Genomic DNA, 11919 nt, shown 5'->3' on the forward strand with positions numbered 1-11919 from the left:
AAGACTTTTTGTTCGTCACAGAGCGTGAGAGTAATACTGTTTGTGTATTCTGGCTACAGAAGAATCACCCAGAGGATAGAGCGCAGGGCTGACGCAGTTCTCACATGAATGAGATCGAGAGCGATCAGTCGATCGTAGAAATCGTCGCGAGCCAAGTTGAGGTGACTCAAGTGCCCCAAACGACTGCTGGGCCATCACTCTCCGTCTTGGGTTCCTGGGATGCTAGGGCCGGACGATACCGATGAACTCTCGCTCTCGGTACGGCACGCCTGCCCAGCCTTCGATTCGTACGGTGCTGCCGGTGGACGGTGCGTGCACCATGCGAGTGGCGTCGATCGCGATGCCGACGTGGTGGATCGTGGCTGGATTCTTCAGGTTGTAGGCGAAGAAGATCAGGTCCCCGGGGCGGATCTGGCTTCTGGGCACACGCGTCCCGGAGTTCCACTGCATGGAGGTGTCTCCGCCGACTCGGACACCGGCCTTGGCCCAGGCATACTCGGCCAGCCCGGAGCAGTCGAAGCCCTTGGTGCCGGCCCCGCGGCCGATGCCGTAACTAGGGCCGTTCGGGCCGCCTCCGCCCCAGGAGTACGGGACGCCCCGCATGGCGAGTGCTGCCCGTACAGCCACAGCTCCGCGGCCGGCGGTGGCCAGTGAAATATCTCCTGCCGAGAGCTCCGCGCAGAGGTCGCCGGCGATCGCGGTGATCGCTTTCTCGGCATGACGCCTGATCTCCGTCTGGTCGTCTCTGCCCGTCTGCTCGGCAAGGGCGGAGGCGACGTCATCGATGGCGGAGCTTCTCGGGGTGCCGAGTGCGGCGGCTGTCTGAATGGCCTGCCGTAGCTCGGCCTTCTCGGAGGCGGACAACCTGACGTGAGAGGTCCCCGGCGAGGCAGCGACCCTGGTGGGCTTCCAGAGGGTGGCTGTGAGCGTTCTGGCTTTGCGCTCGTGCTTGGCGTACTCGCCGCGCAGGTCCTGCCGAGGGCGTTGGACGATCGCCGCTGCTTTGGTCAGCGGCATGGTCTCCCAGCCGGGTACCTTGATCAGCCGCTTGTAGAAGGCGCGTGCCGCATAGTCAGGTGTGCTGACCTGGGCTCGGGTGCCCCATCCGCTGTCCGGGCGCTGCTGGAAGAGGCCGAATGCTTTGCCGGGATCGCCTACGGCGGAGTTGTCGAGCCCGCTTTCCTGCAACGCGATGGCGATCGCGATCTCGGCTGCTCGCCTGGGCAACCTGAGGGCGCGGGCGGCATCGACGATGCCCTTCGCATGGGCCAGCTGGGCGCTGCTCAGTCGCGAGGCGCCCCAGCTGGCGGCGGCCTCTGGAAGGGTTGCGGGTACGAAGGCGTAGGAGCACACCGTGTTGGCATACGTCGACGCATACTGGGCCCCGCCGCTCGCCCCGCTGATCACAACGACGCCGGACACGAGGGCTCCACCCATCACGAGGACCTTCGTGAGGCCGCTCTCGACGATCAACAGCGCTCCTCCGCGGCTGCTGTCGCCTGCGGCCAGTGCTCGGCGAGCTGGGCGAGGCGGAGCCGTCCGGCCCGGCGGTCGTGCGGTAGCCAGATCGCGCCTTCCGGCCCGTCAGCTCCAGCCACGGCGATGGCGCAGGGCACGTGCATGAGGGCGGCTCGGAGCTGGAGCCGGGTGTGCAAGCTGCGCTCCCTCCGGGCGGAGCTAGTCAGGAACAGGAGGGGAGTGGTGATGCCGGTAGCCGCAGTGAGGGTGGCATAGCCCGACAGCTTGGCGAGGACCCGGTCGAAGGTCTCCGTTCCTGTGTCGTATTCGAGGAAGAAGTCCAGCGTGCTGCCGTGCTCCGTCCACCTGCCGTACGCATCTGGGCGCACATGCTCGCCCCACTGCACGGCGCAGCGGGCCTCGGTCCACCACGTCTCCAGGCGGCGCCCGCTGGTCTGGCGGCCGGCGTCGTACAAGCGGGCGAAGACTTCATTGATCCCGACGGTGTGCGCGAGGCGTTGGCTGTAGGCGATCGACAGGGCGCGGTCGCGGCGGTAGCCGAAGTCCGACAGGTCTATGCCGTCCTCGGTGGCCAGGACGGCCGCTCCGGGCTCGCCGAGGACGTAGTGCCAAGGCGCTGATCCGACGGGTGGTTTGGGCCGGAAGCGGTCCAGGACGCCGATGCGGTGGAGCTTGACCAGGCGGTGGCGTGCGGTGATCGGGCCGTTGAAGGCGATGTGCGCGATTTGGTGGCTGGTCAGGACCTTGTGGGTCCAGACCAGCCGAAGTACGTGGCGGTCGCGGTCGGTCAGCCGGGTGGCGAGCGAGGCGAGGACCCCGGGCGTGTAGTGCTCGTTCATGACTCTTCCTTTCTGGGTTGCTGTCGAGGGTCGTCGGCCGGCAGGGCTTCGGGACGGGTACGCGTACGGCCATGGGCCTGGGCGGCGGCGGCGCGGAGGCGTCCCGCGAGTTGCGTGTCAGGCGTGGGGAGAGGCCGGGTGCGCAACGTGAACGGCGCGGTCTCGGCGGAACGGACGACCAGGCGGGCGGCGGCCTGGAATGCGCCCAGGTTGGCGAGGTCGTGCTTGGTCAGGTAGGGGCTGAAGTGGTGCTCGTTCTCGCGGGCGTCCTCAGGGGAGAGCGAGAAGTAGATCTTGTTCCGGGCGTCGGAGCTGATCGCCTGTCGGAGGTCGCGGGGGAGCTGAGCCAGGTGCTGGTGGGCGAGCACCATCGACAGCCGGTAGGCGCGGGCTTCGGCGAGCATGTCGGACAGCGCGTGCGGCAGGTTCAGGAAGTTCTGTGTCTCGTCCACGTAGAGCGTGGCCGGGGCTCGGGTGCGGCCGAGCCGAGCGCGGTGGGACGCGGCCTGCCAGACCTGGGCGAGCAGGAGTGAGCCGAGCAGGCGGGCGGTGTCGTCGCCGACGACTCCCTTGGGAAGCCGGGCGAGCAGGATGCCGCCGTCGAGGATGTCGCCGACGTCGAAGGTGGATTGGGCCGAGCCGAGGATGTCGCGGACGAATGGGCGGAGCATGAACGCCCGGAGCTTGTTCATGATGGGCGCGGTGACGTGTGCCTGGGCCTGCTCCGATAGGTGCTCGTACCAGTTCCAGAACCCGAGCAGGAAGCTGTCGTTGAGCTGGTCGACGAGTTGTCTCCGGTAGACGTGATCGGTGAGGAGGGTCGGGATGTCGGCGAGGGTTCCACCGTTGCGGGAGAGGGTGAGGCAGCAGCCGCGCAGGATGTCGTCGCTGCGTGGCCCCCAGGAGTCGGCGTAGATCTTGTGGAAGATGCCGACGATGTTGTCGACGAGCGTTTCCCGGTCGGTGCCGCTCAGGACGTTGAGCGCGGGCCGGGGATGGCGGTCGTCGGGGTCGATCAGGGCGATGCGTTGCCCGGCTTCCTCGGGGATGAGGCCGAGGAGGTCGGCGACGAGATCGCCCTTGGCGTCGACGATGGCGACGCCGCGCCCGGCCTGGATGTCGGAGAGGATCATGTGGGCGAGCAGGGTGCTCTTGCCGGTGCCGTTCGGTCCGAGTACGTGTACGTGGTGGCAGGAGTCGATGACCCGCAGCGCGACTGGACGCTCGTGCCCGGCGTCGGCGTAGCCGAGGACTTTTCCACGCTGGGCGACCTGGGGCGAGGGCGCGACCGTGTTGGAGCCGGCTCGTTGAAGTCCCGGTACGGCGGCGTCCATCGGCAGGTGCGCGAGCGCGGCCAGTTCGGGTACCGATAGGAGGAATCCGCGACCGAGCTGCCGTGATGCCAGATGGCGTGCAGGGAGCGGCAGGCGGTGCCGTTCGAGCCGGTTGTGGCCGGAGAACAGGGCGAATGCGGAGGCGATGGCGTGCGCCCGGCCCCGGATGGCGCTGCGCCGGGCTCTGCGGGCTGCTCGGTCCTTTCCGTCGTCGCCCTGGACCGTGTAGCGGACGGCGACCTCGTACCTGGGGGACATGGCCTTGTCCCGGATCGCACGGGCCTCGGCGTACTGCTCCAGCCGTACAGCGTGATCTTGTGGGCTGTGGCGGCTCTGAGGGTTCCCAGGGCTGAGCGAGAGGAGATCCAGAACACCTCGTAGCAGGGAGATGCCAGCGGCGCCGCGGGAGAGTCGGCGGCCGGAGGCGGGCCGGGCGAGGATTTGTACTGCGGCGTGCTGCCAGGTGGGCATGCCCACACCGGCTCCGAGCAGAGCCCGCAGCGGGTCGTGATCATGATCGTGCCGGAGCGGGAGCCGCTCGCTACGGGCGATCCTGAACTGCCCGCCGGTTGCCTGCCCGGCCAACGGGATCGGCGGAGCAGCCTCCAGCACGGCGGTACGGGCGGACGGCCAGGCCGCCTCGATCGCATGCTCGACCAGATATTGCGGGACGTTGCCAGGGACCCACAACCTGATCCGGACGCCGCCGGCGCCGAAGACGTACTCGAAGGCCAGGTGCGGCTGGCCGAACAGGACCCGTTTCCAGACAGGGCGCAGCAGGCCGATCAGGTTGGCCCACAGCGCCTCCGCGCCTGGCATGTCCGCCTCGGGCGGGGCCAGGATCTCCACGCATCGCGCGCCCTTGACGAGCGCGCGGTGACGGAGCCGTACGAGCAGGAGACGGAGCAACTCGATCACGATCACGGCGGCTGCAACCAAGACGGCCAGGTCCCAGGCGTGCGTTTCCAGCCAGGTCAGCGTCAGATCCAGGACGGCGTCCGGGTCGTAGAGCATCAGAGCTCGTCCTCCTCGTACTCGGCCAGTTCTTGCGGCGAGGAGGTGACGAGCCGGTGTTCCTGCTCGCTGGCCAGCACCTGGAAGGCCACCCGGGCTGCTCCCGAATCGGCGGCGAGCAGGCCGAAGCCGCGATCCGCGGTCAGGAGGAGTTGCCGTTCACCGTCGGAGAGGCGGAAGGCGTCCGTGACAGCGTCGATGGCCTGGGGTGCCTGCCTGAGCAGGATCTGCGTGGTCGAGTTGGCGACGATCGCCTGCCCGATGTCGGAGCCGAGCAGGTCGGCGGCGTCCTGGGTCACCACGGACAGTCCCGCCCAGTGCTTCCTGGCCGCCTTCGCCATCCGCAGCAGGAACTTGGCGCCCTCCGGGTCCTTCATGAGCAGCCACGCCTCGTCCACGACGACCAGACGAGGACGCCGGTGGTGCGGGTCGGACACCCGCCGCCAGACCGCGTCCAGGGTGAGTAGCGTGCCGACAGCCTTCAGCTCGTCGGGCAGATCCCGGAGCGAGAAGACGATCAGGTGAGAGTCAGGCTCGGTGGTGGTGTGCCCGTCGAAGAGCTGGCGGTGGCTCCCGGTGACGTACGGCGCGAGCCCGGCGGCCACCTCGGCGGCCTTGGGATCACCGTCTTCGGTAAGCGCGGTTACCAGATCGCTCATGAGAGGCGGGCGCTTGTCCCAGGTACTCGGGTCGAAGGTGATTCCGGCCCGCTTGTAGGCGGCGATGATCGCCCGGTCCAGGGCAGCCTTGCTCCCCCTGTCCAGCGGGCCGCCGAGCATGACCGCAACCAGCGTGTGGAGGAACAGCGCCCGCCGGGTGAGCGGATCATCGTTCCGGCGGCTCGCCCGAGGAAGATCGAAGGGGTTGAGCCGGACGCCCGGCGCTCCCAGGTGGAGATAGGCGCCGCCGACCGCCGCGCACACTCTGGCGTACTCGTCTTCGGGGTCGATGACCGCAACCTCGACTCCCACGTACAGGGAGCGCAGCGCTTCCAGCTTGGCCAGGTACGACTTTCCGGCCCCGCTGCTCGCGATGATCGTGGAGTTGTGGTTGGGCTGGGCGAACCTGTCCCAGGCCACCAGGGACGCGCTCGCGGCGTTCGCGCCGTACAGGACCGTGGTCGGCCCCAGCTCAGCGGTCAGGTCCGGACTCGTGAACGGGAACGCCGCCGCGAGCGCGGGAGTGTCGAACGTACGGGCCATGCCCAGGTTGTCGTAGGCCAGCGGAAGCGAGGACACCCAGCCCTGCAACTGGCGGAATGCCACTTGGCGGGCGTCGAGCAGGAGGGAGGCGGCCAGCGCCCGGACCTCGGCGCACGCGTCGCCCAACTCCTCCTGTGTGCCTGCGTGCACGGTCAGGTAGATCGAGGCCCGGAACAGCTTGGCCTGGCCGCGTGCGATCCGTGCTGCCAGATCCTGAGCGTCCTCGGCGGCGACCTCCGTACCGGGATCCAGCAGCCGGCCGTGCTGCTGGTCGCTGCGCAGCCCGGACTCAAGCCGGGCGAGCTGCCGCCGCAACCGGTCCGAGGCGACCAGCGACGGCACCGGATCGACGTGCAGCGACACGTCCAGGCGGCCGGGGTAGGTGAGAAGCGGTTCCAGCCAGCCGGGCGTGACCTCGCGCGGGTACCCGCTGATGGCGAGCGTGGCGCACAGCCTGTCATTGACTCGGAGATCGAGGGCCCCGACCTGGACCGCGTCCGGGCCGAACCCGGTAGGCGCAGTACGCCTGCGGGAAGGTCTCATCGGCGTTCCCCTCTCGTGATGACCTCGTCCTGTGCCGCGAACTCGATCTCGGACGTGGGCGGGGCGGCTGGGTCGAAGCAGGAGGCCAACAGCGCACCCGTGGCCGGGGCATCCAACGGGCGGACGGTCAGCCCGCACGCCGACAGCAGCCGGGCGGCCTCGTCCAGGCGTCGCAGCGCGCGGGCCGCCGCCGCGTCGCGGCCCTTGGCGGATGGTTCGCGGATGACCAGCAGCACCTGGCGGCGCAGCAGGTCGTGCCGTGCGGAGATGTCGGCGAGGAACGCCGCGTGCTTGTGCGCAGCGTCGGTCAGCGCCGGATGGGGGAGCCCGCGGGCGTTCTCCACGAGGGTGGTGATGGTTTCGGTGAGATCCACCCGCTCGGCGCGTACGAGGATCTGGGCCGGGCCGGAGAGCGAGTTGAGCCAGCCTCCGAACACCGAGACCAGCGCGTCCTGCTCCTCCGGCGTCCGGAGCGCGAAGCTGACCGTGGACACCTCCGCGACCGCCGCGACACCGTCCGGCCCGAGATCGATCAGCCCATCGTTTGCTACCCCGCGCGCAGGAAGGCGAAGAGGCGCGGGCCGAGGATCGGACCGGGCGGCCACCCAGGAAGGCGCCGGAGCGGCCTTCCCGGGTGCGGGGACCAGGGACTTCGGGGAACGCTGGTAGCGGACCGCCGCCAGAAGGTACCGGTCCAAGGGCACGCCATCACGCCGGCCGATCGCCACGAGGACGCCGAGAATCCCTACAGGGAGCGCTACGACGGCACACATCGCCAGCGGCACCCGATCGCCGATGATCAGATAGGCCGTGTAGAGGATGCCTCCGGTGCCTCCGAGGATGGCTAGCTGTCGAGCGGTGAAGCCGCCGACGATCCGGTCTTCCTGCTCGATGTCGGCAGGGATGCGGACGGGTTGCCCCCAGCTCATCGGCCGCCACCTCCCGGCTTACGGCGCGGCGTGCGCCCGGCCTGCGAAGGATTGGGCCGACCGGCGGCATTGGAAGCGGGCGGGACGGGAGGGCGAGAGGCTCCGGGCGCCGATGGGCTGTTCTGATTGCGGAGCCAGTACATCTGCGCCAGACCGGCGGGCCCGTTGGCGTAGTAGGTCTCCCGCGGGTATCCGTATACCGGAGTGTTCCGAGGAACTGGGGCCTGTCCGGAGGGCCGGTACTTGCCTTGCACGGCCGGCGCAGGCTGGCCGGGACGGCGTGCGGCAACGGACGCAGACTTGGCCGCTCCGGCACGGGTACGGGCTGCCGAGGTTGCCGTCGCGGCACCGGCGGCACCGGCACCGGCAGGCCCTCCGGCAATCGCCGGTAGAGCCCTGCTGGCCATGGCGGAAACCGCGGCACCCCTGGCGGCACCGGAAGCCCTGCCACCGCGTCGACTCCGGCCGAGATGGAGAGCGTTCAGAACCGGAGAGGTGAGCTTGTACGCCAGGGCGTACTTGATGATCCGGGTGATGGTCGAGCCGCGGCCGGCGGTCTGGGCGAAGATCCTGCGGGTGATCCAGCCCGGAATGCGGACGAGGATGATCAACAGGCAGAGGGCGAGCACCAGGTTGACGAGCTGTCCGGTGGGAGTGAGACCGAGCAGGAGTCGGCCGTCCTGGTTGAAGACGATCCTGACGGCCAGGATCAGCGTGAGCGACTGGGTGACCTGGATGAGCAGAAGCCCACCGAAGGCTCGCGCCCAGAATCGGGCCAGCCCGTCGGTGTACGGCAGCGCGAGGCAGGCCAGCGCCAGCGGCGCGGCGACCACCAGCAGCAACACCAGGGCGGCCCGCATGACGAACGCGATCAGCAGCAGGATGAGCAGGACGACAGCGACCAGGGCGAGCAGGATGTAGAAGATCTCTTGCTGACTGGGGACGATGACCAGAAAGCGAAGAGTGGCCATGGCCCGGCGGCCGTCGAAGTCCTGACCGAGCAGCGCCGTCGACAAGGAGTTGGCCAACTCGATCACCTTGCCGCAGATCAGGAAGCTCGTGTTCGCCGCCAGGAACGCGACGCAGAGGCGGGGCAGGACCTCCTTGACCGCGAAGCGCGTCTGCACGGTCTCGTGCCCCATGGCCGCAATTGCGCCGACGGTGGCGAGCAGGACGAGACCGGCATCGGCGATGACGGCGTTGGCCTTCCACAGGTCGAACGCCCTGCCGCTACCTGAGACATCGGGAGTCGCGAGAAGCGTCACCGCCAGCAGGTCCAGCAGCGGCTTGACCGCCATGGTCACCAAGCCGGCGAACCAGGAGTTGATCTGATCGGCGATCAAGTCGCCGATGCCGAACCCGAACCCCGGACTCTCCGGCAGCGGTGCAACCACGGCATCGGATGGAGATGGAGACGGCGTCGGAGTGGCAGCCTCGGCAGCGGCGGCCATGGCGGCGAGGACCCCGATTACCGCAGCGGCAACGACAGCGAATCTGTGCTTGGGGTGAGTGAACACCGCACTCACCCGCCCACGATGCGCTTGAGGACGCTCACGAACAGCGGGGCCAGCACAGCCAGCGCGTAGCCGAACGCGGCGGCCTTCAGCGCACCCTTCGCCTTCTGGACCTCGCTGGGATCACCTCCGGCCACCAGGTAGCGCAGCCCGCCGATGGTCAGCATCAGCGTGGACAGCGCGGCGAGGAGGCCGATCAGCCAGTTCCGCAGATTCGTGAGGACGGAGTTCAGATCCTTCGGGACGGCAGCCACCACCGAGGCCGCGCACGCACCCGTTGCCGCGGCGGCAATGACGAGCACCGCGGCTGCCGTTACGGCCAGAACCCAGGTGACGACCCAGCACGGCAACGGTGTCCTGCGCCGGGGACGGCAGCGGGCCGGGCGCCGCCGTCTGGCGCGGCGGGCGCGGGCGGCGACCGAGGGGTGGTTGGGGGAGATCCGCGCGGAGCCAGGGGTCGTGCCCCTGCCTCCCTTCGGGTCGGTTGCCGTTGTTGCATCCGGAGTTCCCTGGTTCCGCGCGGAAGTCATGTGCGCTTGTTCGTCCACACCTGTGGATGAACAAGCGGCCGAGGAGAAGGTGGGCGGTACGGGCGTGCGCAGGGGCACGTCCTCCAGCCGGGACAGGGCGATCAGCTCGGCGTCCAGCTCGTCAAGCACGCCTTCGCTCACCGCGTCGATCAGGACCAGGTCCGGGTGGAACCAAGGCCGCGGAGGCGGCGGTTCGCCTCGTTGCCGCTCGGCCTTGGCGACCAGGTACCGGACGGTGCGCTCGCCCGCGAACCGGGCCGCCTCGCACAGGCGGGGCCGGATGCCGGGCAGGTCGACGTCCACTCGGTGGACTCCGCGCAGGAACCCGGCCAGGATCGCGATGTCCACGTCGACGGGGTCACCGGCAGGCAGGGTGCGGGTGAGCGAGAGGGCGATCGTGCGGAGCGCGGGCATCGCCATCCCGACCGCCGCGACGGTCCACGCGGACTTGCCTTGGCGAGCACGGGCGACCAACTCTCGCCAGACGGCGTCCCGGGCGGCGTCGCTGACGTGCCGGCTGGTGAGCAGCGTCCGAAGCTCACGCAGGCCAACCGAGCCTCGGGGCAGTTCGGGGGTGATCGCGGCGCAGTTCAGGGACAGGCCGCCGGGGCCCGTCGTCAGCAGCCGGAACGAGGTCTCCGCGGTATCCAAAGGTGATTCAGCGAGGCGATGCGCGCCCATGTCGTACTCCGGGTCGAGAGAGGTCCGTGGTCTCGAAACCGGTCTACGCACGGCCTCAGAAACGGCTCAGAAGCCCGTTGAGCGTCCGCTCGGGAATTTCTCAGAACCTCAGAACCCAACTGGCCTCGACGACCTCTGAGCGGTGGCATCTGAGCAGACTCTGAGCGCGCTGCTTGCCTGGTCACACGCCACCAGCGCCGCACCCGCGGCTGCTGCGGCGTACATCCGGAGAAACGTGTCCCGACGAAACTATGGAGCACTGGAATGACATCCAGAACACCATCCTGAACAGTTCGGAGAATCGGCAGCTGGTGATTGCACCGGTCACCATTCAGACCGCGCGGGCATTCGCCGCCTGGACCCACCCGCACCTCGCTCCGCCGGCCGACGCCGAATTCGTCATCGGCGTGCACTCCGGCCGCGGCGCCCTCGTCGGAGTCGTGTTCATCGACCGGCCAGGCCGCTGGGCCCTCGACGACGGCCGCACCGCCGAGATCACCTGCCTGTCCACCGACGGCACGCCCAACGCCTGCTCGGCCCTGCTCGGCGCCGCCTGGCGGGCCATCCGCTCCAAAGGGTGCAGGCGGCTGATGGCCTACACCCGTACGAACGAGCCCGACATCCGCCTGCTGTGGGAGGTCACGACCTTCGGAGGGCGCTCATGAGCGCGCTGCGAAAGCCGTACTGGAGCGACGAACACGCGACGCTCTACCAGGGAGACGCCCGCCAGGTGCTGGCCGAGATGGCCGACGGCTCGGTGAACTGCATCGTCACCAGCCCGCCGTACTGGGGCCTGCGCCACTACTGCGAGGACCAGTACGGCCAGGAGCCCACACCCGAGGAGTACGTGGACAACCTGCGGGCCACCTTCGCCGAGGCCCGCCGAGTACTCGCCGACGACGGCACGTGCTGGCTGAACCTGGGCGACTGCTACGCCGCGAACTCCGACGGCTGGGCACGCGGCAAGGCCTACAACACCCGCCAGCCCAAGCTCAGGCCGAAGGCCCGGCTGGCTGTCCCGCCCAAGAATGCGCTCGGCATGCCGTGGCGGGTGGCCTTCGCCTTGCAACAGGACGGCTGGATCCTGCGCAACGCCATCGTCTGGCACAAGCCCAACGCGATGCCGCAGTCCGTCCGCGACCGGCTGTCCAACCGCTACGAGCTGATCTTCCTGCTGGTCAAACAGCGGACCTACTGGTTCGACCTCGAACCGATCCGCCAGACCTACACCGGAGACCGCTCGATCACCAGACGAGCCCGCACCGGCGGCACCAAGCCGAACAGCATCAAGACACCTTGGCCATCACCCGGCAAGTACGGCAGAACCGGCCAGGACGCGGCAGGCCCGCGGCACGGGACGGCCATGCGCCCCACCGGGCAGCGGCACACCGCAGCCCACCCCGAGGGCAAGAACCCGGGAGACGTCTGGCACATCTCCACCCGGCCACTACGGGCGGCGCACTTCGCGGCCTTCCCGATCGACATCCCGCTCAGAGCCATTGCCGCCGGCTGCCGCCCCGACGGAACCGTCCTCGACCCGTTCACCGGCAGCGGCACAGTCGGCATCGCCGCCCGGCAACTCGGCCGGAAGTTCGCCGGCATCGAACTCAACCCCGACTACTGCGCGCTCGCCCGTACCCGGCTGCACGTGGAGGCCGGAGGCGAGGGTGACTGAACAGCCACAAAGGGCCTGCTCAGGGCCTCCCGAACCAGGTTCACCGGCGTACTCTGCAGGGCCTCTGGATCGGGAAACGCAGCCGACCAGATCAAGCCTACGGATCGAACTGCCCAACGAAGAACCACCGCTGCCACCGGCAGCAGCACGTGTGCTCCTCCGGATCCTCCTCAAGAGCC

9 protein-coding genes are annotated in these 11919 nt (G+C 69.0%); 2 read left to right on the top strand and 7 right to left on the bottom strand.

The genetic code is table 11. The features are described 5' to 3' along the window. Window positions 1–222 precede the first annotated feature (222 nt). The 7 genes from KME79_RS15040 to KME79_RS44810 are packed head-to-tail and all read right to left on the bottom strand — an operon-like array spanning window position 223 to window position 10035. A complete protein-coding gene (locus KME79_RS15040; RefSeq protein ID WP_246639883.1) occupies window positions 223–1473 on the bottom strand; it encodes a C40 family peptidase in 1251 nt (416 codons plus the stop codon). Further along, a complete protein-coding gene (locus KME79_RS15045; protein ID WP_219544949.1) occupies window positions 1470–2318 on the bottom strand; it encodes a replication-relaxation family protein in 849 nt (282 codons plus the stop codon). The genes KME79_RS15040 and KME79_RS15045 overlap by 4 nt, the downstream gene beginning before the upstream one ends. Then, window positions 2315–4666, bottom strand: coding sequence for a type IV secretory system conjugative DNA transfer family protein (locus KME79_RS15050; RefSeq protein WP_219544950.1), 2352 nt, complete (start codon window positions 4664–4666; stop codon window positions 2315–2317). The genes KME79_RS15045 and KME79_RS15050 overlap by 4 nt, the downstream gene beginning before the upstream one ends. Beyond that, window positions 4666–6411, bottom strand: a complete 1746-nt coding sequence (locus KME79_RS15055; protein WP_219544951.1) for a VirB4 family type IV secretion system protein — start codon at window positions 6409–6411, stop codon at window positions 4666–4668. The genes KME79_RS15050 and KME79_RS15055 overlap by 1 nt, the downstream gene beginning before the upstream one ends. Further along, window positions 6408–7340 carry a PrgI family protein gene (locus tag KME79_RS15060; RefSeq protein ID WP_219544952.1) on the bottom strand — a complete coding sequence of 311 codons (933 nt, stop codon included), beginning with the start codon at window positions 7338–7340 and terminating at the stop codon, window positions 6408–6410. Before KME79_RS15060 ends, KME79_RS15055 begins: the two co-directional genes overlap by 4 nt. Continuing rightward, complete coding sequence (locus KME79_RS15065) at window positions 7337–8866, bottom strand: TrbL/VirB6 family protein (protein WP_219544953.1); 1530 nt, start codon at window positions 8864–8866, stop codon at window positions 7337–7339. Before KME79_RS15065 ends, KME79_RS15060 begins: the two co-directional genes overlap by 4 nt. Continuing rightward, window positions 8863–10035 carry a pilin gene (locus KME79_RS44810; RefSeq protein ID WP_246639884.1) on the bottom strand — a complete coding sequence of 391 codons (1173 nt, stop codon included), beginning with the start codon at window positions 10033–10035 and terminating at the stop codon, window positions 8863–8865. The genes KME79_RS15065 and KME79_RS44810 overlap by 4 nt, the downstream gene beginning before the upstream one ends. 341 nt (window positions 10036–10376) lie before the next feature. Here KME79_RS44810 and KME79_RS15075 point away from each other — a divergent pair, with 341 nt between their 5' ends. Together KME79_RS15075 and KME79_RS15080 are read left to right on the top strand one after the other, a co-directional pair. Then, entirely contained in the window at window positions 10377–10730 is a 354-nt protein-coding gene (locus KME79_RS15075; RefSeq protein WP_219544954.1) for an XF1762 family protein, read from the top strand. Beyond that, window positions 10727–11740, top strand: a complete 1014-nt coding sequence (locus KME79_RS15080; protein WP_219544955.1) for a DNA-methyltransferase — start codon at window positions 10727–10729, stop codon at window positions 11738–11740. The genes KME79_RS15075 and KME79_RS15080 overlap by 4 nt, the downstream gene beginning before the upstream one ends. The last annotated feature ends 179 nt before the right edge of the window (window positions 11741–11919 follow it).

Origin of the sequence: Nonomuraea harbinensis (genome assembly GCF_019396385.1) — a bacterium.
In the GTDB taxonomy this organism is placed as follows: Bacteria; Actinomycetota; Actinomycetes; order Streptosporangiales; family Streptosporangiaceae; genus Nonomuraea; species Nonomuraea ferruginea.